The organism is Leisingera methylohalidivorans DSM 14336 (assembly GCF_000511355.1).
GTDB lineage: Bacteria > Pseudomonadota > Alphaproteobacteria > Rhodobacterales > Rhodobacteraceae > Leisingera > Leisingera methylohalidivorans.
The window spans coordinates 145,369-163,831 of sequence record NC_023136.1; the positions used below are offsets into that span (position 1 = coordinate 145,369).

At 59.2% G+C, this 18,463-nt stretch carries 15 protein-coding genes and 3 pseudogenes; 10 read left to right on the plus strand and 8 right to left on the minus strand.

Features of this window, described 5'->3' with window-relative positions:
* The first annotated feature begins 121 nt into the window (after nucleotides 1–121).
* From METH_RS21850 to METH_RS23665, 4 genes are all read left to right on the plus strand, one after another.
* Nucleotides 122–763 (plus strand): DUF1326 domain-containing protein, encoded by a 642-nt coding sequence (locus METH_RS21850; protein WP_024092484.1) that lies wholly within the window; start codon nucleotides 122–124, stop codon nucleotides 761–763.
* Nucleotides 760–1,524, plus strand: coding sequence for a DUF2182 domain-containing protein (locus METH_RS21855; RefSeq protein WP_024092485.1), 765 nt, complete (start codon nucleotides 760–762; stop codon nucleotides 1,522–1,524). The genes METH_RS21850 and METH_RS21855 overlap by 4 nt, the downstream gene beginning before the upstream one ends.
* Before the next feature lie 486 nt (nucleotides 1,525–2,010).
* Nucleotides 2,011–2,643 carry a LysE family translocator gene (locus tag METH_RS21860; protein WP_024092486.1) on the plus strand — a complete coding sequence of 211 codons (633 nt, stop codon included), beginning with the start codon at nucleotides 2,011–2,013 and terminating at the stop codon, nucleotides 2,641–2,643.
* Between the two features lie 129 nt (nucleotides 2,644–2,772).
* Nucleotides 2,773–3,681: a DMT family transporter gene (locus tag METH_RS23665; protein WP_169731268.1), complete on the plus strand. Its 909-nt coding sequence runs from the start codon at nucleotides 2,773–2,775 to the stop codon at nucleotides 3,679–3,681.
* A gap of 13 nt (nucleotides 3,682–3,694) precedes the next feature.
* Here METH_RS23665 and METH_RS21865 read toward each other — a convergent pair.
* From METH_RS21865 to METH_RS21875, 4 genes and pseudogenes are all read right to left on the minus strand, one after another.
* A pseudogene (locus METH_RS21865) lies at nucleotides 3,695–4,009 on the minus strand (IS5/IS1182 family transposase); the annotation flags it as partial.
* 121 nt (nucleotides 4,010–4,130) lie between these two features.
* Nucleotides 4,131–4,733: an IS110 family RNA-guided transposase gene (locus tag METH_RS25510; RefSeq protein WP_425412335.1), complete on the minus strand. Its 603-nt coding sequence runs from the start codon at nucleotides 4,731–4,733 to the stop codon at nucleotides 4,131–4,133.
* Nucleotides 4,734–5,129 (minus strand): hypothetical protein, encoded by a 396-nt coding sequence (locus tag METH_RS25515; RefSeq protein ID WP_425412336.1) that lies wholly within the window; start codon nucleotides 5,127–5,129, stop codon nucleotides 4,734–4,736.
* 16 nt (nucleotides 5,130–5,145) lie between these two features.
* Nucleotides 5,146–6,396: pseudogene (locus METH_RS21875) on the minus strand (IS5 family transposase).
* Nucleotides 6,397–6,602: 206 nt separating this feature from the next.
* Between METH_RS21875 and METH_RS21880 the strand changes: the two are divergent.
* Entirely contained in the window at nucleotides 6,603–7,691 is a 1,089-nt protein-coding gene (locus tag METH_RS21880) for an IS110 family RNA-guided transposase (RefSeq protein ID WP_024092492.1), read from the plus strand.
* Nucleotides 7,692–8,096: 405 nt separating this feature from the next.
* Here the strand turns inward: METH_RS21880 and METH_RS21885 are convergent.
* Nucleotides 8,097–8,660, minus strand: a pseudogene (locus METH_RS21885) (transposase); the annotation flags it as partial.
* Nucleotides 8,661–9,124: 464 nt separating this feature from the next.
* On the opposite strand from METH_RS21885, the gene METH_RS21890 reads away from it, so the two are divergent.
* From METH_RS21890 to METH_RS21900, 3 genes are all read left to right on the plus strand, one after another.
* Complete coding sequence (locus METH_RS21890; protein ID WP_024092495.1) at nucleotides 9,125–9,970, plus strand: universal stress protein; 846 nt, start codon at nucleotides 9,125–9,127, stop codon at nucleotides 9,968–9,970.
* A gap of 65 nt (nucleotides 9,971–10,035) precedes the next feature.
* The gene (locus METH_RS21895; RefSeq protein WP_024092496.1) at nucleotides 10,036–10,899 is read left to right on the plus strand and encodes a formate/nitrite transporter family protein; all 864 of its coding nucleotides are present in this window, start codon (nucleotides 10,036–10,038) and stop codon (nucleotides 10,897–10,899) included.
* A complete protein-coding gene (locus METH_RS21900) occupies nucleotides 10,896–11,333 on the plus strand; it encodes a host attachment protein (protein ID WP_024092497.1) in 438 nt (145 codons plus the stop codon). The genes METH_RS21895 and METH_RS21900 overlap by 4 nt, the downstream gene beginning before the upstream one ends.
* Before the next feature lie 201 nt (nucleotides 11,334–11,534).
* Here the strand turns inward: METH_RS21900 and METH_RS21905 are convergent, their stop codons facing one another.
* The 3 genes from METH_RS21905 to METH_RS21915 are packed head-to-tail and all read right to left on the minus strand — an operon-like array spanning nucleotide 11,535 to nucleotide 16,124.
* Nucleotides 11,535–12,686 carry a site-2 protease family protein gene (locus tag METH_RS21905; RefSeq protein ID WP_024092498.1) on the minus strand — a complete coding sequence of 384 codons (1,152 nt, stop codon included), beginning with the start codon at nucleotides 12,684–12,686 and terminating at the stop codon, nucleotides 11,535–11,537.
* A gap of 57 nt (nucleotides 12,687–12,743) precedes the next feature.
* On the minus strand, nucleotides 12,744–13,457 hold the full coding sequence (locus METH_RS21910) for a VIT1/CCC1 transporter family protein (RefSeq protein ID WP_044008881.1): 714 nt from the start codon (nucleotides 13,455–13,457) through the stop codon (nucleotides 12,744–12,746).
* A gap of 45 nt (nucleotides 13,458–13,502) precedes the next feature.
* Nucleotides 13,503–16,124, minus strand: a complete 2,622-nt coding sequence (locus METH_RS21915; RefSeq protein ID WP_024092500.1) for a cation-translocating P-type ATPase — start codon at nucleotides 16,122–16,124, stop codon at nucleotides 13,503–13,505.
* Between the two features lie 529 nt (nucleotides 16,125–16,653).
* Here METH_RS21915 and METH_RS21920 point away from each other — a divergent pair.
* Complete coding sequence (locus METH_RS21920) at nucleotides 16,654–17,940, plus strand: sulfite oxidase (RefSeq protein WP_024092501.1); 1,287 nt, start codon at nucleotides 16,654–16,656, stop codon at nucleotides 17,938–17,940.
* Between the two features lie 38 nt (nucleotides 17,941–17,978).
* Nucleotides 17,979–18,308 carry an aldehyde dehydrogenase gene (locus METH_RS21925; RefSeq protein ID WP_245603014.1) on the plus strand — a complete coding sequence of 110 codons (330 nt, stop codon included), beginning with the start codon at nucleotides 17,979–17,981 and terminating at the stop codon, nucleotides 18,306–18,308.
* Nucleotides 18,309–18,463 lie beyond the last annotated feature (155 nt).

Consider the following 18,463-nt stretch of genomic DNA (forward strand, 5'->3'; position numbering starts at 1 on the left):
CGATAGCCCTCTATGGACTGGTCGGAGGCTACCAAATTTCTCGCACCACAAAGCCGTCGCTTCAGAACAGTGTGGCTCGCACCGCCTGTTTACGTATCAATAGATTAAAAGGAAAATCTCCATGCCCGACAAGTGGATGATAAAGAGCCACACTTTTGGGAATTGCAATTGTGCCTCCAATTGCGGATGTCAATTCAATTTGCCGTCGACTCACGGATTTTGCCAGTTCGTCGAGGCAGGATACTTGGAGGACGGGTACTTTAACGAAGTCTCACTCACGGGACTGAAATGGGCGTTCATGATCATCTGGCCAGGTGAAATAGCAGAGGGGAACGGACGTGAGTTGATAATTATCGACGAGTATGCTGATGAGTTGCAGCGTGAAGCTCTTAAAAAGATTATTCTCGGTGAAACTGGTGAGCCGGGGACGAATCATTTTTCGGTCTTCAATAGCACTTGCTCAGAGGTATTTGATCCTGTTTTCGCGCCTATTGAACTTGAAATTAACCTCAGTGCAAGGGTGGCAAAACTTGATATTCCTGGATACGTCAAGGCCACAGGCGAACCGATTGTCAATGAGTTTAACGGTGACGCATTTCACATCGCGATTGCGCGACCCAGCGGCAGTTTCGAGTTTACCTACGCTGAAATTGGTAGGGGTACTGCGTCGGTAAGTGGTCCTCTGGAGATGGAGCTCGAGGCAAGCTTCGCGCAGTACTGTGTCCATCACTATGACCAAGATGGATTGGTGGCGTCTGCATGATGAACTCTGTTCCAATTTCGTTGTCGTGGTGGGACAGGGGCGTGTTAACAGTGGCCGTCGGTGGGTTTATCGTTTTGAGTTGGGCACTGTTTATTGACATGACCGGCAAAATGGCGCCCATGAATTTGGGGCTCACACCATGGACCTTCGCGGATTTTACCGTAATGTTCGGTATGTGGGTGGTAATGATGATTGGAATGATGGTCCCGACCGCCATTCGCAGCATACTGATTTTTTCGCGCATGAATGCCAAAGCTTCTACTAGAGGGGCTTCTGGTGTTGCTGGTTGCTGGTTCGCCTCAGGCTATATTATTGTGTGGGTCGGATTTTCTGTCGTAGCCACGATATTGCAATGGGGACTGGAAAAGGTCGCATTGCTTTCGCCAATGATGGTTGCCTCTAGCCCACTTCTGGCGGCGTTGATCTTGATTGGTGCAGGCATCTGGCAATTCACATCCTTGAAGGGCAGATGTTTAAGACACTGTCGCTCGCCGTTAGTGTTTTTGGCGACGAACTATTCAAAAGGTCTTCTCGGCGCAATTCGCATGGGTGCCGCCCACGGCTTTTATTGTCTAGGCTGCTGCTGGATGCTAATGGGTTTGCTGTTTGTCGGTGGAGTGATGAACCTCGCCTGTATCGCTGCTGTTACAGCATTTGTACTAGCTGAAAAACTGTTGCCTCACGGTGATCACTGGGGGCGATTGGCTGGGGTTGCTATGATCTTAATCGGGTTATGTTATATGGTATTTGGATATATTTGAACTTGCGAATTTTCCTTCCGTCAAGCTCGTGGAAAGAAGGTTAATATGGAGGTATTTCCGAAAAGTTGTGTTGGTGGTGACCTTCATTGGCATTGCCAGGACAGACGTAGTCCGGCAACTTGATCGGGACTTGGCACGCGGACTTCATCAGGGCCAGCGGTCATCGGTGCCGCGCAATCAGGCCGGACACATGACCGCAAGCCGCGATGATCACTGCGTCAAAAAACTCTTGCTAAACAGGAACCGTCCACACATGGCAATGCCGTGGCGACCGTTACGGTCATTGTTCTGGCGGGCATTGACATTGCATGGATCATGCTCGCCCACATGCTCGCAAGATGTTGCGGACACCGCGTGCGGTGAGGATCGCAAACCGGGTAGGAGCGACTTCTCTTGGTGGCGCAGCGGCGGTGATTGCCACGCGATAGCCTGCGTCCCGGTCTGCGGGACCGTTAGCATTTATGCAGAATAAAGAGGGAGAAGATAATGCCGTCGGTTGAGCTACTTGCCGCATTCTTTATTGCGACCACTGTTTTTGCCTACATGCCAGGCCCGGGAATGTTTTACGCAGCAGCGCAAACAATGGCAGGTGGTCGTAAGGCGGGTTGGTTCGCCGCTTTGGGTATGCAGGTCGGTGGATTTTTCCATGTTCTGGCGGCAACTTTTGGCCTCGCGCTCGTGTTTGCTGCGGTTCCGGTATTGTATTTCGCCTTGAAAATCGCAGGTGCTGCGTACCTCATTTGGCTGGGTCTCAAGATGCTGTTTGATCGGGAGCCACAGAGCAACCAAATTGAAATCCTTCAGGTCAAATCTCTCAAGCGGGCATTTTGGGAGAGTGCTACGGTTGAAATTCTCAATCCAAAGACTGCGATTTTTTTTGTCGCTTTTCTTCCGCAATTTACTGATCCGGTAGCAACATTCCCGATTTCGGTTCAGCTTTTGTTACTTGGAACATTCGCCAATCTGTTCTTTTTTAGCGCAGACGTCATCTTTGTGGCGCTTGCAGACAGGATCATCGAGTTCTTCAAAGGCTCAGCTGCGGCAGGTCGCCTGATGAAGCGCTTGAGCGGTGGTCTCTTGGTTGTCCTGGGCCTGAACGTGGCTTTCGGTGAGAAATAACCCAGCACAAGGAGCCATTCGTGCACCGCGCAGCATCGGTCGAAGAGGGCTCGTACCGACCTTTTGCCACGCCAGGCACGAGCGGCAGCTTCTAGCAGGACGCTGAAAAAATACAAAAGGCACAATCCGTTGATTCTAAATGTAAATAAAAGGAAGCCGAGCCTGGCGGTTGGCCTTATAAGTGCGCTAGCAGTAGTAGTTATTTTTTGCTCTTTAATAATTTCGTCAAGAATTGGAGTCGCCAACCATCTTAGCCCGTACGATCTAGCAGCAATCAGATTCGGCGTGGGCGGTATTATCTTGCTTCCGTTTTTCTTCAAATATGGATTGGGCGGACTAACTGCTACAAAAGTGCTATCTCTTGTTCTCTTTGGTGGAATTGGATTCGCCGTTCTAGCTTATGGGGGCTTGAATCTAGCACCTGCCGCTCACGGCACCACCGTTATGCAGGGAACTCTTCCGCTTTTCAGCTTCATTGTTGCCCTTTGGATGCGGGAGAGTGTAGGTAGCCGCACAACTTATCTAGGCGCCCTGGTTATCTGCTTAGGTGTTGTAGTCATGCTTGCGGATAGCTTGAATCAAACTGACGAACGGCAGTTATTGGGAGATGCGCTTCTTCTCTTAGCTTCCTTTAGCTGGGCAGTCTATGCTTTCCGGGTGCAAAAGTTGAGAATTGCAGCGCCAGTTGCAGTAGGTGTTATAGGCTTTTTTTCTTTAATTGCGTATATCCCATTATATCTATTTATTAATGGCATCAGTCGAATTGCCTTAACTCCTTTGGATGCCCTTTTCTTTCAAGTTCTATTCCAAGGCGTTATTGTCGGGGCCTTTACAATACTCGCATATACGCGGGCGGTAGAGACTTTTGGGGCACTGGGAACCGCAATGTTCGTTGCAATTGTGCCGCTACTTACTACATGTGTGGGTGTCCTACTACTAAAAGAAATTCCTTCGACCGCAGGGTGGGTTGGTGTATCTATTGTACCAGCTGGAATGCTAATTGTTGTGTGGTCGCGACGACACGAGTTAGTCCGGTAGCTAGGGTCAGGCTTCATAACCAGTAGATGACGGTTGCCGCGAGCGCGATGGCCGAGAGGAATACTTTCGGACATCTGTCATATCGGGTTGCCACGCGCCTCCAGTCCTTGAGCCTGCCGAACATGATCTCGATGCGGTTCCGCCGTTTGTAGCGGCGCTTGTCGTATTTGACCGGCGTCTTCCGCTGCTTTCGGCCGGGAATGCAGGCGCGTATCCCCTTGTCCTGCAACGCTTCTCTGAACCAATCAGCGCCATAGCCGCGATCCCCGAGCAGCCAATTGACGTTCGGCAGGCCTCTGAGCAGCGCCCGCGCTCCGATATAGTCGCTTCTGTGGTTGCCGCCCTAAGTGCAAGAAGTTTCTGACTTCCCAGATCTGTTCGATCATTTCGCCCATTCATGTCATCGTCTTCTTACACTCCCCACCGGTCCTCGCAGATTTACATGAGCATCATGCCAAGCTTGCAAGTTCCGGATCTTTGTAATCCTCGCGTTTCGTCAGCATCGCCCAGATTTGGCGCGCCATTTTGTTGGCCAGAGCGATCGCGACCAGCATCTTGGGCTTGCGCGCCAACATGCGTGACAGCCAGCTACCCTCAGTAACCGAGCGCACCCCAAGCCAATTCAGTCGAGACATTGCGCCAATGATCAGAAGGCGTCGGATATCGGCCTGGCCTGCCTTGGTCATACGCCCCAAACGCTCTTTACCTCCAGATGAGTGTTGCCTAGGCACAAGCCCCAGCCAAGCTGCGAAGCTACGCCCGGTTTTGAACTGTGCCATGTCGGGCCCGAAAGCCTCCACCGCTATGGCTGTGATGGGGCCGACACCCGGCATGGTTTGGAGCCGACGAGCTCTATCTGACTGGGACGCCAGAGTTGAGAGTCTCTTGTCCCTTTCGAGGACACGAGCTGTTTTCTCTGCAATTTGCGCCAGCAGTTCTTTGCACTCATCTCGGATCAGGGCTGGCAGGTCCGCGGTTTCATCCTCCAACAGCGACGCCATGCGACCCAGAGAACGTATCCCTACAGGGAATACGTGGCCATGCTCATACAGCTACGCCCGTAAGGCATTCACGTCTTCAGTTCTTTGATGGACCAATCGCTCACGGCCGCGAAACACTGCTGCGCGAGATTGCTGCTCAGCTGTCTTGACCGCCACAAAGCGCATTTCCGGCTGACGAGCTGCGATCACGATCGCCTCAGCATCGGCGGCATCATTCTTTTGACGCTTCACGAAAGGCCGTACATATTGTGGGGCAATTAGCTTGGACCCGTGACCAAGCGCTTCCATCTCGCGCGCCCAGAAATGCGCACCCCCACACGCTTCAAAGATGACCAGACAGGGCTCTAGCAGGTCGCTGAAATAGTCTCTGAGCCGGAACGCTGTCCTGCCATCAGGGCTAGTTCGTGTGATCACCATGTCTTTCGGCTCGTTCGACGTTCGCGCCAGGTGCCGTTCTCCCGCGTCACGCGGTCAGCAACCGGGGCAGTCTTGCGAGGTTGTTCGCCGCCATAGTCAGGATGAACCGCGAACGGACACGCTCGACACCGCGATACAGGGTTTGGGCCATGCCTCCGACTGTCTTGGCCCAGCCAAACGGTTCCTCGATCCTCTTGCGGTGCTTCTGTGACAGGGCGTAGCCTTCATGCCGGGTGGTTCGGCCATCGATCGCGGAGTATCTCGATTTCTGGGCGACATGGGGCGTGACGCAGGCTTGGCGCGGGTCGGAAACGAACCCGGAGGCGTCATAGCCCTTGTCGGCGGCCAGCGTCAGTTGCCGGGTTGATCCAGGGGAATGGCGATGGATCATGTCCAGAGCGGCCTTGCGTTCGGCATGACCGTCCATTGCCCGGCAGGCGCATGCACAGCATGCTGCCGAGAGGGGCCTGGGTCAGGTCGCCCTGCACGACCAGGCCCGAGCGGTTCTCCATCAGCGCATGCCCGATGAAGCACAGCATGGCCCCGGTGCCGGGGGATTTCTTGTAGAGCCGTGCGTCCGGATCGGTGGCCGATACGTGGGTGGCGTTGGAGCGCTTCTCGCCCTTGAAGTCGACCTCGGCATTGCGGCGGCGGTGGGAATTGCGGGGCATCGGATCGGTCTCGGCGGGGCTATCGGAAGGCTCGGTTTCGGGGGTGGTGTCCGGGGCGGGCGGATCACCCGGCCCATCATCGGCAGGCGGACTGGCCTCTGCCTTCGGCTGGAAACTCTTCATCGACGCCCAGGCCTTCACCAAGGTGCCATCCACAGAGAAATGCTCGTCCGACAGCAGCGGCGCAACCTCGCGGTGGGCGAGGATCGCCCCTCTCATCGTTTGCAAGCAAGCGACTTCCGGGCAGTGGACATCACCTTGCGCGACATCTCGGTCGTCAGCAGCCGGTCGCGGTTCTTCGTGAACACGGTCGGAACCCATACCTGATCATCGATCCCGAGGCCGGCAAACCAGCGGAACATCAGATTGTAGTTCAGCTGCTCCATGAGCTGCCGCTCGGATCGGATCGAAAACAGGATCTGAAGCAAGCTCGCACGGATCAGCCGCTCCGGCGGGATCGAAGGGCGGCCGAAATCGGTGTAGAGCGCCTCGAATTCAGCATCGAGACTGGCGAGCGCGTCATTGACCACCTGTCTGATCTTGCGCAGCGGGTGTCTCGGCGGGATGCGCTCTTCCAGATCCACGTAGCTGAACAGCGACCCGCTCGTCTCGTCCGTCCCGCGCATCATCACCCCCGCCGCTACCCTGCAGAAGGTGAATCATGTTCTCAAACCGCTGTCGAGGCGGAACTATTTCAGCAGCCTGTTAGGTGTTTAGACCCCATGATCGGTTTCTGAACAGGCTGGGTTAGCGGCCTCTCTCTCGGCATTCTCCGTTCGAGGGTTGCGCCCGGTTGGCGGGTGCCGTGCTTCAAGAATGGGGGAGAGACCACATGCAAGATAACACGTTCATCGGGCTGGATGTCCACAAGGCGACGATCTCGGTTGCGTTTGCAGAGGGCGTAAGGGGTGGAGAGGTCCGCCACCTGGGGACGGTGCCGCACCGCCCTGACCAGGTCCGCAAGCTGGCCGAAAAGCTGGCGGCCAAGAGGGCGCGGCTTCATTTCTGCTATGAAGCAGGCCCCTGCGGCTATGGTCTCTATCGCCAGCTTGTCGAGATGGGGCATGACTGCATCGTGGTGGCGCGATCGCTGATCCCGGTGAAGGCGGGCGACCGGGTGAAGACCGACCGTCGCGATGCGATGATGCTGGCGAAGCCGCATCGAGCTGGAGAGCTTACGGCGGTCTGGGTGCCGGATGCGGCGCATGAAGCAATGCGGGATCTGGTCCGGGCACGCGCGACCGCGATGCGGGTGGCAGGCAAGGCGCGGCAGCACCTTCAGGGCTTTCTGTTACGCCACAGCCGGATCTATCCCGGCAAGAAGGGCTGGCTTGCGACAGTGCGCTTCACACACCCAGCGCAACAGATCGTTCTTCAGGATTACATCGACGCCGTCGCGGATGCCGAAGCGCGGGTCGAGCGCCTGACGCGGCAAATCGCAGACCTTTTGCCAACCTGGAGCCTCGCGCCGGTCGTTGATGCGATACAGGCGAGGCGTGGTGTGGGCTTCATCGTCGCGGTGACGGTGGTGGCCGAGGTCGGAGACTTCCAACGTTACGACAATCCGCGGCAACTGATGGCTTATCTGGGGCTGACGCCATCGGAGCATTCCAGCGGGGGCAGCGTGCGGCGAGGCGGGATCACGAAAGCAGGCAGCGAACTTGCCCGGCGCACGCTGATCGAGGGCGCCTGGAGTTACCGGATGCAGGCGCGCGTCAGCGCGAAGCTCCTTGCCCGGCTGGAGGGGCTGCCGCAGGCTGTCCGCGACATCGCCTGGAAAGGGCAGCTCAGGATGTGCCCGCGCTATCGGCATTTGATTGCGGCCGGAAAAGCCAAAGTAGTGGTCATCACGGCGATCGCGCGCGAGATGGCCGGCTTCATCTGGGCGATCGCCCGCACTGTCTCACCCGCCAAAGCCTGAGGAGACTACGAACAACGACGCCTCTACCCTTTCCGATGCGCAGGGTTGGGGACGGAACGCGGTGGGGAACCCTTGTGCCCTGTTATGGGCCGACACTGTCGATGCCCGATCCTTAGAACGAGGCAGCCCCAGGACGAAACCACGGTCATGCGGTAACCAACCCGCGCATGAGAGCTTGCTCAACCGTCGTCTCAGTTCCGTCTCCTACCCTGTGCATCCACATCACGCCCTGTCGGGCCCCGCCGGAAGAAGCGGCTATGAAACAAGAGGTTGACAACGATCATGAGAGCAGGCCGCTGAAGAAGTCAGGTGAGCGGGACGCTGTTCTCCCTGATGGGATGAGTTCCCTCATCGATCTTCCGGAATGGGTAGCTGGAAGCAGGCCTGTGGCCACCTCATCCAGCATCATACCGCCAGCAACCGGGGCAGCCGGGCAAGATTTCCAGCGGCGAGCGTCAGGATGAAGCGCGACCGCACCCGCTCAACGCCGCGATAGACGGTCTGGGACATGCCGCCAACGGTTTTGGCCCAGCCAAACACCTCCTCGATCCGCTTGCGGTGCTTCTGGGACAGGACGTAGCCTTTGTGCCGGGTTGTGCGCCCGCCGATTGCTGAGTGCCGTGCCTTCCTGGCGACGTACGCGGTTACGTAGGCCTGGCGGAGATCCGCGACGAATTCGGACGCATCGTATCCGACGTCGGCCCCCAAGGTCAGTTGCCGGGTCGATCCAGGGGAGTGGCGGTGCAGCATGTCCAGCGCGGCCTTGCGCTCAGCGTGGCCGTCAGCCTGGGTCAGGTCGCCTTGTACAACCAGTCCGTGCCGGTTCTCCATCAACGCGTGCCCCATGCAGCAAAGCGCCGCACCCGTGCCGGGAGACTTTTTGTAGAGCCGTGCGTCCGGGTCGGTGACCGAAGCATGGGGCGCATTCAAACGCTTCTCGCCCTTGAAGTTGACCTCGGGATTTCGGCTGAAGCCTGGGTCATACACTTCGATTACGCTGATGTCGGCACACCGACAACCGGCGCCGAGTTTACGTGACAAAACCCACTGGAGCGATATCCATATCGTTTTGGCGACGCTTTTCACCGGCTCTTCGCTGTGGCACGCAGCGCTTCGCTTCCACGTGTTCAAGACGCTTGTCTACGGCAGAAAAAGTCACCGCAGGGCCACCGGCTAGAGGCGATGACAGCGATAACTGCAGTTACCGGCTTTACAGCGCTGGCCCTACTTCAGCTTCCGCCGGCCAGTCGGCTGCTCAACCTTAATGAGCTTTTCAAGCATGAGTTCTGGGGCCAGTGAAACGCTGTGACGACTGCCGGAAAGTGTCCTCACCCCGGATTGATCAGGATCATAGCGCCTTCCGGCAGACATGATCTACTGGTCCATGCGGTGTGCACGCCCGCTTGCCGCGACCCGCAGAACGGAGACCCGCCATGCAACGCACCACGTCTCTCCTTGCTCTCAGCAAGGACTGCAGCGACACCTCGATCACCACAGCTGCCGAAGCGGCGCTGGAGCAGGAAGCGCATCTGGCTTGCCTGCTGCTGGATACCATGCCCGGCATACCCGGCTACGCCTACGGTTCCACGATCTATGGCGGGGTGACAGTGCCAGACAGCTGGCTGGAATTGCTGCAGCAATCCAGAAAAGACGCGGAAAGACGTGCTGCTGAAATCAAGGAACTGCTTTCCCGCAGCGGCTGTTCCGGCGATGTGCAGTATGCAGTGGGTGCGGGAACCGATATCAGGCTGCTCACCGCGCGAAGGGCCAGTTCCTGCGACATTGCGCAAGCAGCAGAGGGCCTGCGCAAGAATGAAGATGTGTTCCGGGAAGCAATGCACGGTGTCCTGTTCCAGTCGCCAATTGCGCTGATGCTGAACGGCACGCCATTTGCCTCTCCCAGCCGCGTTTTCCTGGCCTGGAACAGCAGCCTTGCCGCGTCCCGTGCGGCCCATGCCGCTTTGCCCTACTTCCGAAAGGCAAGCGAAGTAGTGATCGGCTGCTTCGATCCGGATATGTCCGACGAGCGGGATGGAGAGGACCCTGGCACCGATGTTGCCGCATGGCTGAGCCATCACGGCTGCAGCGTTACTGTATCGCAGTTTCCCAGCGGCGGGCATGAGATTGGCCGCGGAATCCGGGAGCGCGCCAAGGAAGCCGGAGCAGGCTTGGTTGTTATGGGGGCTTATGGCCATTCCCGCGTGCGAGAGGCTGTCTTCGGCGGCACGACGCGCACAATGATGGAGCAGGCGGACCTGCCTGTCCTGTTTGCGCATTAGTCCGGTTCAGAAGACAAGCATACCTTCACTTTCCTTACTCTCTGACTTTTGCACCGGAGCCCTGCATGAACAGCCCCGCCCCGTTCGATGCCCATAAACCCGCTGAAATCGCGGCGCTTGTGGAATCCGCCGGAGCTGCCAAGGCAAGGCTGGCGGCACCGCAGATGTTCATTCTTGCCATGCTGGCGGGCGCGTTCATCGGTTTCGGAGCCGCGGCCTATACGATGGCGGTGACCGGTTCCGACAGCTCTGCAGGTCCGATCAGGGTGCTGGGCGGCGCTGTGTTTTCCCTTGGTCTCATCCTGGTGATCGCGGGCGGAGCTGAGTTGTTCACCGGAAACGTCCTGATGGTGATTGCCGCAGTGGACCGTAAAATACCGCTGCGCCTTCTGTTCCGCAGCTGGGGCATTGTCTACGCTGGCAATCTGGCAGGTGCGGCGGGTCTGGCAACCGCTTTTGCTCTCACGGGCCTCTTGGACGGGCCGATGGGCGGAACAGCCGCCGGGATCGCCCGGACCAAAGCCGAACTGGATCCGCTGGAGGCCTTTGTCCGCGGCGCCTTATGCAACGGGCTGGTCTGTCTTGCCGTCTGGCTGTCCTTCGCAGCACGCAGTGCGGCAGGTAAAATTCTGGCCGTCCTCTGGCCGGTTACTGCCTTCGTGCTGCTCGGTCTCGAGCATTCCATCGCCAATATGTACTTCTTTCCCCAAGGCTGGGCAGCCGGAGCCGCAGTTCCCCTGTCCGCAGCAGCAGCCAATCTGCTGTGGGTGACCCTGGGCAACATCGCAGGCGGGGCTGGCGGGGTCGCCTTGGCCTATTGGTTTGCCTTTCTCGGCGGCAAACCACAGCCGGATAGGGCTGCCGGTCAATTGCCTGCGCCAGAGCTCAGCACACGCAACCAACCCTCGACAACTGGAGAAAAGCCATGAAGCCGACGATTACTCTTGCTGTACTTGCCAATGCCCGTATCGCGCGCATGATCGAAAATCATGGGCCGGGTAAGGGGTTCACTGCCTCGGAAAGGCACACATTGCAGGCACCGGCAGTGGCAGAAAACTCTGACCGTGCAGGGACCCATCCGATAACCGGCTCGCATGGGTCCGCCACCTTCGAAGCCAGCGATTCTAAACAAGCCGCCGAGGCGGGCTTTGCGCGCCTGATCGCCGAAGATCTGGAAAAACGGCATTCCGCTGGGGCCTTTGACCGGCTGATACTGACAGCTGCACCGCATATGCTGGGCCAGCTGCGGGCCGCTTTGCCGGGCGAGCTGAAGTCCACCGTGATCGGTGAAGCCGGCAAGGATCTGACCCATGTCGCGCTGGACGATATTACCAGCCACCTGAAAGATATCATTGCAGCCTGAGTGCCCTTAGCGCGCGGCGGCCCCGTCGCGTGCGGCCTCCTCCGGGTAGGCCTTGCGCTTCTCCTGGCAGCCGCATCAACACCTTCAACCTTATGATCCGCTTCGGCGGCTGCACTCCCGTACCTTTGCGCCAGCACATGGCAGAAATGCTGTCTGGAATTGTTCAGGTGGCCCTGAACAATCAGTATCCGTTTTATTCTGTCAGCTCCGCTTTTTTTGGCCGTCCTGCAGCCTGATGTCCTGCAGCACCGCCAGATACCCCATGAGATCTGTCAGGCTGATCACCCCCAGCAGCTGGCGGCCGTCTGCGACCAGAAACTTGCGGCGGCCAGTGGCCGAGATCTTCGCCATCAGTTCTGCAGCCGGCATGCCGGGACCGATCGTATTTTCCTCATCCACAGGGGTATAAACATCGCCAACCCGGGTCGTCGGCCAGTCTTCGCGTCTGACGCGCGACAGAACTTCCGTATCTGCATAGCCCAGCAGCACGTTCCCCAGGATCACCGGCACAAAGGTCTTGCGCTCCGGCAGCATCACCTCGTCAGCCAGATACTGCAGGCTCTTTTCCGGCCCTGCAGTCACCGCGTCCGGCGTCATCATGGCGGCAACGGTCTTGTCTTTAAACGCCGCGGATTGCAGCTGATGGGCATAGGTCCCCTTTGCCGCCATCAGCACAAACACGCCAATCAGCACTTGCCACAGCGATGCGATCGGGTTGCCGGAAAACAGGCCGACAAGGCCAAAGAAGATCAAGGCATAAGCAAAGTAGCTGCTGATCCTAGTTGCAGTGGCTGTTGCCTGCAGCAGGTTCCGGCTCCGGCTCCACAGATAGGCCCGGAAGATCCGCCCGCCATCCAGCGGAAAGGCAGGGATCAGGTTGAAGACCGCCAGAACCAGATTGATTAGCGCAAGATAGGCGAACACATGGTTCAGCGCCATTTCATGCGCCAACAGCCCCCCGGCCTGTGCCATCAGCCAAAAGCCAAACGCCAGGGCAAAGCTCATCAACGGGCCTGCGATGGCAATCCAGAACTCGCTGATGGCGGTTTCGGGTTCCGACCCCAGTTCGGCAACCCCGCCGAAGATGAACAGGGTGATCCCTTTGATCTCGACACCGAACCGGCGGGCGACCACAGAATGGGACATCTCGTGCAGGATCAGCGAGACAAAGAAGCCTAGCACTGCCAGCAACGCCAGCGTCAAATAAACGCTGAACGCAGCACCGGGGTAAACCATCGGAAAGAACTGCGTCGACAGGCTCCAGGTGATCAGCGCGGCGATCAAGGCCCAGCTTGGATCAATCTTGATATCGAACCCTTGCAGGGTAGCGATCTTGATGGCGTTTGAGAACATGGACTCCCCTCCCCTCCTCAGATTAGAGCCAAACCGGCCCACCCCCCTTGATCCGGCTCAAACCCGGAACAGGCTGCCCGCCAGATAGGCCACGGCAGCGGCACAGGAGCCGATTAGCAGCGTCTCCAGCCCCGACTTCCACCAGGGCGACAGCGACCAGATGCTCTTGCTGGCGCCAATGCCGAAGAACACGGCCGCGGTGGCGGCCGCAGCCGTCATGAAAGGATCCGGCAGCCCCAGCATGAACGGCAAGAGCGGCACGATGCCTGCTGCCATGAAGGCGGCAAAGGTGGTGATCGCGGCGGCAACCGGATTGGGCTCGGACGGCGCCAGCCCGTATTCGCTGGTCAGCATCAGCGAGATCCACTTCTCCGGCTTGGCGGCAACAGACCGCACCGCGCCTTCCAGAACGTCGCCGCTCAGCCCCAGATCCTGGAAGATCTGGCGCAGCTCCTCGCGCTCGCCCTCCGGGTACTGGCGGATGTGGCGCTTTTCCACCTTGTACAGGCGCCTCCGGTCGTCCAGATCCGCCTTGGTCCCCAGGTAATTCGCCGCCGCCATGGAAAACCCGTCCGCCAGGACATTGGCAATGCCCAGGGCGATGATCACCGCAGACGAGAACCCGGCGCCTTCGACGCCCGCGGCAATCGCAAAGGTGGTCACCGCGCCGTCGATGCCGCCGTAAACCGCATCCCGCAGCCGCCCGGTGCCATTGCTGCCAGCCAGGCGGTGCGCGATTTCTTCCTTGCTGTGTCCGTGATCGCCTTTCATGCCACGCATGGTGGCCCAGCCCGGCGAACCCTGCATTGAGGGAGGTCAAGCCTGCACGGCTGCGGGCCCCTTCCGGCGGCGGGTGGCAAGGTAGCGCAGAGTTTTCAGTCCCTCTGGCACCAGCAATACGGGCAGCACCAGCAGGCCGATCAGCCCCCACTGTTCCGCCTGCAACGGCACCGTGTGCAGCAGCACCTGCAGCGGCGGCCAGTAAACTGCAGCCACTTGCGCCCCTATTGTCACCGCAAGTGCCGCCAGCAGGAACAGGTTGCTGAAGAAACCGATCCGCCAGCACGGCAGATGCAGCGAGCGGAAGGCAAAGACGCTGGCTTTTTCAAATAGAACCATTGCGGTGAAGGCGGTGGTGCGGGCCAGATCCTCGTTCACGGGCAGCAGGTGCAGAAACACCCAGAGGCTGGCCAGGCCGGTGTAAAGGCCAAACGCCAGAATGGTCAGAACGCCGCCCTTGCCGAGGATTGGCGTGTCCTTGCGGCGCGGCGGATGCTCCATCTGGTCCGGCTCGCCCTTCTCCAGCCCTAGCGCAACCGCCGTCACCCCATCGGTCACCAGGTTCATCCACAGTATCTGGGTCGCCAGAAAGATCAGCGGCCCGCCGATCAGGATGTTGATCAGCAGGGCGATAACTTCACCGGCGTTGGACGACAGCAGGTAGCGCACGAACTTGCGCACATTACCGAATTGCCGGCGGCCTTCACCGATGGCCCGCACGATGGTGGCGAAATTATCGTCCAGCAGCACCAGGTCCGAGGCGTCCTTGGCCACATCCGTCCCGCGTACTCCCATAGACACGCCGATATCAGCCTTTTTTAACGCCGGAGCGTCGTTCACCCCGTCGCCAGTCATCGCCACGATCTGATGCTGTTCCTGCAATGCAGACACAATCCGCATCTTGTGCGCAGGGCGGGTGCGGGCAAACAGCACCTCTTGCCGCAGAACCTGGTCCAGCTCCGCATCCTCCAGCGCTTCCAGCGCATCGCCGGTCAGGGTCTTTCCGGCAGGCAGCTCCAGCTGGGTTGCGATGGCCTGCGCGGTCAGCGGGCTATCCCCGGTGATCATGATGACACGGATGCCCGCCGACCGGGCCGCGCCGATTGCGGCCCGCACCTCCGGCCGTGGCGGATCAATCAGGCCGGCAAGCCCTAGAAAGGTCATGTCCTTTTCGTCAATGGTCCCGCCCTGCGCCGCGCCCGCGGCTAGGCCGATCACCCGCAGCCCCTCCCCTGCCATCGCCTCATAAGCCGCGGTAATGCGTGCCGCCTCCTCCGCGCCCAGGTCGCGCGGGCCTGCCTGTGTCATGGTGCGCGTGCATATCTTCAGAACCTGTTCCGGCGCCCCCTTAGTAAAGACCTTTGCCCCGTTGCCGCTGCGCACAAGCACACTCATCAGCTTGCGTTCGCTGCTGAAAGGGATTTCTGCCAGCACGGCGTCTGGCTGCGGCGGGTCCGCCCATCCCTTGCAGCCCAGGGTGACCAGCGCGCCCTCTGTCGGGGCACCGGTCATTTCCCAATGATCACCCTCGCGGTGAAGGTTGGCATGGGTGCAGGTCATCCCTGCGTTCAGAACTTCCGCCAGAACGGCATCGTCTTTGGCACCGATAACTGCACCATCAAGGGCGATATGGCCGGTTGGATCATATCCCGTTCCGGTTACCTGATAGATGCGATCCAGGGTCCAGATGCCGGTTACGGTCATCTTGTTTTCGGTCAGGGTGCCGGTCTTGTCGGTGCAGATCACCGATGCGGCACCCAGGGTTTCAATTGCCTGCAACCGGCGAGCAAGCGCCTTCTGGCGCACCATCGCGGCGGCCCCCAGCGCTAAGGTGATGGTGACGACCGCGGGCAAACCTTCCGGAACCATCGCCACAGACAGCGACAGGCCAGTCATGAACATCTCCGCAACGTCCCGCCCCATATACAGCCCAAGGCACAGAATGGCGGTGGCAATGGCCATGGCTGCAAACCCCAGCTGCATGGCCAGACGGCCAAGCTGGACCTGAAGATTGGTCTTCTTGAGGCCAACCGATCCCGTCAGCGAAGCGATTTTCCCAAATGAAGTTTGCGCGCCGGTTCCGGTGACCACCGCAAGCGCCCGCCCCGCCGCCACCACGGTGCCGGCGCAAACCTCTGAGCCGTCTTCTCCGGGGGTTTTCCCGATGGGAACGGATTCACCCGTCAATGCGCTTTCATCGACCCGCAGCCCGGACGCGTCATGCAAAGCGGCGTCGGCGGGAATTCTGGCGCCGGCCTCCAGAATGATGAGATCGCCCGGAACCAGTTCGCGCGCCTCGATCATCTGCTCGCGCCCGTCCCGCAGCACCAGCGTTTGCGGGGAAAGCATATTGCGCAGGCTTTCCAAAGCGGTTTCCGCCCGCCATTCCTGCACGAACCCCAGAACGCCGTTCAGCGCAATCACCAGCCCAATCGCCAGCGTGTCGGCATATTCGCCAAGAGTAAAGGCGATGATCCCCGCAGCGATCAGGATCAGAACCAGAAAATTGCTGAACTGCCGGATAAATACCAACAGCGGCCCGGTCCGCTTGACTCTTGGCAGCTCGTTCCAGCCGTATTTCTTCCGCGCGGCCTCTGCCTCCTGCCGCGTCAGCCCGGTCAGTGACAGGCCGCTTCCATGCTGAAATGCGTTTGCCATACCTTCTGCCCTCCGCTGCCCAATCCGGGAGCTGATCCCAGCGTGCAGCATTCAGGACACATTCGGCAACCTTACCGCTGTAATCCATTAGCGGTTTCCAAGTTGTTTGAGCATGAATGAGAATGGTAAGGCCTCGGTCCAGCAGGCGCATATTCCGGCAGCATGGCCGTTCCAGAAGTCCAAACTAAGCCGGAAAATCCAACTTCCGTTGGTCCAAGGTTGGCGAGCAGAGCAGGCCGCCGTGTGGTGATAGGCCGTGAAAACGATTGTGCCCGCCAGTACGCTGACCAACCGGTGTCTTTCAGACTGCTTGCGTTACTCATCGCCCATTAACCGCTGTCAATGCGCCTGACACGGGCACGTGTTCAAATAGCTGCAGTTGGTGCTCGCAGTGGCAACGCACAGACGCATGGGACAGGAGACACGGCAACGTTTTGCGCATTCCGCCCTGCGATCCCGCATCACCCGCGGACTGATGCCGTTGCCGGGCGGTTCAATCGGTAGTGACATGAGCAAGGGGAGTTAAGTCATGGCTTCAAGCAACACGCTGAAACCTGCAGTCGCGCCAGACGGTGTGAAATACCAGGAAGCCGCGGAACCTGAAGCTGCGCTTGGCCCTGGCCGCCGCCGGTTCCTGAGAACCGCTGGCCTGGCTAGCCTTGGCGCGGCTGCAGGTATGGCGATCCCCTTTCACCACAACCTTCCGCATGGTTTTTTTCCTGCAGCAATGGCCAGCAGCAACGGTTTGGCAGGCAAGGATGGGCTGACCTTGCTGAACGACCGCCCGCTGAATGCGGAGACGCCGCCCGAACTCCTGGATGATCCAATCACGCCAACGGCGCGCCACTTCATACGCAACAACGGAATTGCACCCGATGACACAAGCCCTGAAGGTTGGACACTTTCGATAGACGGTTTTGTGGACAGCGTTCTGGAAATGTCTATTGGGGATCTGAAAGAGCGGTTCGAGGTCGTCACGCTTGCGCTGACGCTGGAATGCGGCGGCAACGGACGGGCCTTTTTCGACCCGCCGGCCAGCGGCAACCAGTGGACCTACGGCGCGGTGGCCTGCTCGGAATGGACAGGTGTGCGGTTGCGGGATGTGCTCCAGGCGGCCGGGCTTCAGGACAGAGCGGTTTACACAGCGCATTACGGGGCAGACGGGCATCTTTCCGGTGACCCGGGTAAGTTGCCGATTTCGCGCGGCCTGCCGATCGCCAAAGCGCTGACGGACAATGTGCTGATTGCCTTCGCGATGAACGGTGCAGACTTGCACCCGATGAACGGCGCGCCGCTGCGGCTGGTGGTTCCGGGCTGGCCCGGGTCCTGTTCGCAGAAATGGCTGCGCCGGATTGAGCTGCGCGACCAGGTGCATGACGGCCCAAAAATGACCGGCACCTCCTACCGCGTTCCGGAATACCCAGTGGCTCCGGGCGATACTGTGCCCAAGGAGGACTTCCGGATCATCGAACGGATGCCAGTGAAATCTCTGATTACTTTCCCCGCAAATGGGGCAGCGTCGGGGGTGGCGACGGACGTGCGCGGCCATGCCTGGTCCGGGGACCGCACGATTGACAGTCTCGAAATTTCCTATGACTTCGGAGCCAGATGGCAGGCAACGGAACTGGACCCGCCCATCAATGAAGGCGCCTGGCAGAATTGGCGCACCACTGTAAGTTTCCCGGTCCCCGGCTACTATGAGATCTGGGCCCGCGCCACCGACAGCGCAGGTGAAATGCAGCGTTTCGCCATCGATTGGAATCCCAAGGGGTATCTGAACAACCGGATGCACCGTGTCGGCCTGCGAGCCGGCTGATGCAGGAGCGGCAATCAAGCAAAACAGGCTTCCACCCGGTGCGCCTCTGGCTTGCAGCTGCCAGTGCCGCCGTTGGCTGTGCCCTTGCGGCGCTGCCGCCGGCACTGGCCGAAACACAGGAGGACAGAGAGTTCGGCCAACTGGTCGAGGCTGAGGGGGTCGAGGAAACTTATTACACCTGCACAGCCTGTCATTCCGAGATGATCGTTGCCCAGCAGGGAAAGACCCGCGAAGGCTGGGAAGAAATGCTGGACTGGATGACCGAGGAGCAGGGCATGCCTGAACTTGATCCTTCCGAACGCAGGATCATTCTGAATTACCTCTCCGCGCACTACAACACGGACCGGCCGAACTTCCCGCGCCGATGAGACAAAGCGTACAACAAGGAGTTTTCCGATGACTATCAAGTCCCTGGCAGTCGCACTCTTTTCGGCGAAAGAAGCGCAGTGGCTTATCCCCGCAGCCGCAGATCTGGCAAGCCGTACGGGCGCCCATCTGACCGGCGTGCTTCCCATTGAAAGCC

Coding starts and splice junctions, on each gene's coding strand:
- METH_RS21900 (WP_024092497.1), top strand. CDS start 10,896: ATGAAGCCGACGATTACTCTTGCTGTACTTGCCAATGCCCGTATCGCG.
- METH_RS21915 (WP_024092500.1), bottom strand. CDS start 16,124: ATGGCAAACGCATTTCAGCATGGAAGCGGCCTGTCACTGACCGGGCTG.
- METH_RS21920 (WP_024092501.1), top strand. CDS start 16,654: ATGGCTTCAAGCAACACGCTGAAACCTGCAGTCGCGCCAGACGGTGTG.
- METH_RS21905 (WP_024092498.1), bottom strand. CDS start 12,686: ATGTTCTCAAACGCCATCAAGATCGCTACCCTGCAAGGGTTCGATATC.
- METH_RS21895 (WP_024092496.1), top strand. CDS start 10,036: ATGAACAGCCCCGCCCCGTTCGATGCCCATAAACCCGCTGAAATCGCG.
- METH_RS21910 (WP_044008881.1), bottom strand. CDS start 13,457: ATGAAAGGCGATCACGGACACAGCAAGGAAGAAATCGCGCACCGCCTG.
- METH_RS21890 (WP_024092495.1), top strand. CDS start 9,125: ATGCAACGCACCACGTCTCTCCTTGCTCTCAGCAAGGACTGCAGCGAC.
- METH_RS21860 (WP_024092486.1), top strand. CDS start 2,011: ATGCCGTCGGTTGAGCTACTTGCCGCATTCTTTATTGCGACCACTGTT.
- METH_RS21850 (WP_024092484.1), top strand. CDS start 122: ATGCCCGACAAGTGGATGATAAAGAGCCACACTTTTGGGAATTGCAAT.
- METH_RS21855 (WP_024092485.1), top strand. CDS start 760: ATGATGAACTCTGTTCCAATTTCGTTGTCGTGGTGGGACAGGGGCGTG.
- METH_RS21880 (WP_024092492.1), top strand. CDS start 6,603: ATGCAAGATAACACGTTCATCGGGCTGGATGTCCACAAGGCGACGATC.